The 2234-nt window shown below is 35.8% G+C and carries 2 protein-coding genes; one reads left to right on the top strand and one right to left on the bottom strand.

Annotated elements, in window-relative coordinates:
- Positions 1–310 precede the first annotated feature (310 nt).
- Positions 311–844 (top strand): DUF3967 domain-containing protein, encoded by a 534-nt coding sequence (locus ACFX4W_RS01825; protein ID WP_154992610.1) that lies wholly within the window; start codon positions 311–313, stop codon positions 842–844.
- 447 nt (positions 845–1291) lie between these two features.
- On the opposite strand, the gene ACFX4W_RS01820 is transcribed toward ACFX4W_RS01825, so the two are convergent.
- On the bottom strand, positions 1292–1702 hold the full coding sequence (locus ACFX4W_RS01820; protein ID WP_377559211.1) for a hypothetical protein: 411 nt from the start codon (positions 1700–1702) through the stop codon (positions 1292–1294).
- Between the last annotated feature and the right edge of the window lie 532 nt (positions 1703–2234).

Raw genomic sequence — 2234 nt, 5'->3', positions numbered from 1 at the left:
CCGAACATACCCAAAACGAAGTTTAAGATGATCGGCTTGTGACGGCCATTATACCTGCCGAACCGCCAAAGCAGCCGTCCATAGTTGCTACCTTTTCTCAAAATAAGATACACATTTGGGGACTAGTCCCCAAACCCCTAGCCAGCACACCACCCCAAAACAAAGGTAACCCAACCGATCAATCAATCGATCATCGATCAATCAGTAGGGATTTTGAAAAAATTAAAGAAACTATATATAGTTTGTCTTAGTGATTGATTGATAATTGATTGATAATTGATTGATCGATTGAAGGAGGGCAGTTTATATTATGGATTGGATAACGATTAATGATATTTCTAAAATGATTAATACACCTGTTCCAACTGTAAGGAGATACATACAAAAACATCAAGCTTTTCTTAATACTAAGAGGGAAGGAAAAAAGATTTTATTACATCCAGATTCCGTAGAAATTCTAAAGAAAATTCGGAAGTGGTATATGATTGATAACTTGATTGATACTGAAATAGATAATAAGCTCAAAGCCGACGGTTATAAGCTTTTCATTGATGTTCAATCAATCAATCATCAATCAATCAACCAAGAATTAGACTCTTCTTCTTTAGATTTTTTGAAAGCTATGTTTAAAGAACAAAGAGCAATTAACGAGCAACTTATGGAGAGTAATAAATTGTTGGTTAAAGAGCTAGAAGAAATAAAGAAAAGTTATAAAGAAAGTGAAATTAAAAGGGAACAAAGAGATTTAGCATTGATGGATACCTTACGATCAATGCAGGAAACAAAAAAATTAGTAGCTGCTTCAGAAGAAAAAAAGAAATGGTGGCAGTTTTGGAAACTTTAGTTGTTGCATTATAAACAACTTTAATAATGTATCAGAACCAACATATACAATGTTTCTTATGAGATGTGAAAGAAGATTTATTAAAAAATTGCACCTTAAAGGTGTCTTCTATTATGTAGCATGACATGTCGTATAGGATGTATTTTTCTGATGCTTATTAGATTGGCCTTTATAAGCTTTTTTAGATACGAAGGTTAATCGCATGTGATTTTCAAGACACTTTCCTATAGATACATTTGATTACGTTAGTAATCATGTAGCTATAGAGAAGTTTTTTTTTATTCTCCTGTTATCATTTATTTTTGTGCGCGGCCGCAGGGATTGAGATTTTAAAAATATTGTCGTGAATATGCGAATATACATGTAGCATACATACAATGAAGGCCGCCTTATAGGATGATACATAATGGGCGGCCTTTGTTATGAGTATGTCTGTATTTTTTTAAATTAGTAATCCACTTCTTCTTTACCTTCAAAAATCTCTCTGGCCTTGTTGCTAGGCTTCGCTTTTATTACTTTGCCATCAGAATCTATATATAGTTCATAACATCCATGAAGCAAATTATTGGCTGCTTTTTCAATTATTTCGTTGCGTCCACTATCATCTTCATTAAAACTAATTGGTTTATTGTCTTGTACCAACAGTCTCCAACCTGCTTTTTGTAGTGTTTTAATATTGTCTATATCAACTTGAGCTTCATCTGTACTTAGGATATTGGTAGGTGAAGTTGAATACCATTGGTGTGTAGTTTCATTATCACTATTAGCAGAATTGTCAGTTGCCATATAAAAAATAATGGCAAAAGCAACAATAGCAATAATAGATGCTTGGATCTTTGATTTGGTTGTAAGTTTCATTAGTCTCTCCTGATGATTTTTATTTGATTTTACCAAAAAAGAATAATTTTGTATCTTAGATTTCTCAAAGAAATTCAGGATTCTGTCAACGGTAAATCGCAAGACCGTCAGGTCGAGAATTTAAGGAGTTGATAGATTTACTAGACCCAAACCCTCTTGGCACTCAAACAAACCCGTTTGTTTGACGCCAACCGGCGAGGGAGCCCCCTCAAAAAAGTGAGGGGGTTGGGGGAGTTTTTAGGATGGGGTTAAGGGGAAGAGTTCCCCTTACAGGTGATGGACAGCGTCCACGGTCTTGATGAAAAAGGGCATCCGTGAAGGATGTCTTTTTTCGTTTTGGCGGAGCCAAACACAGGGAGGAATCCGACCGCCTACCTCGTAGAGCGCGCTCCCAATTTTATCGAAGATGAAAATTGGTGTAGTGCGTTACACCAAATCTAAAGTTGTGGTATGCTAGACCCAAATACAGTGGTCGAAATGGGGGATTGAGGGATGGCAAAATATGGGATTATCCGCATGCAAAAGTTCCACA

Origin of the sequence: Priestia sp. YIM B13489 (assembly GCF_042787645.1) — a bacterium.
GTDB classification, from domain to species: domain Bacteria; phylum Bacillota; class Bacilli; order Bacillales; family Bacillaceae_H; genus Priestia; species Priestia megaterium.
This window is presented reverse-complemented; position numbering and strand designations above follow the sequence as displayed.

What these genes read in the sequence shown, in the direction of transcription:
- ACFX4W_RS01825 (WP_154992610.1), top strand. Translation starts at nt 311, where the DNA reads ATGGATTGGATAACGATTAATGATATTTCTAAAATGATTAATACACCT.
- ACFX4W_RS01820 (WP_377559211.1), bottom strand. Translation starts at nt 1,702, where the DNA reads ATGAAACTTACAACCAAATCAAAGATCCAAGCATCTATTATTGCTATT.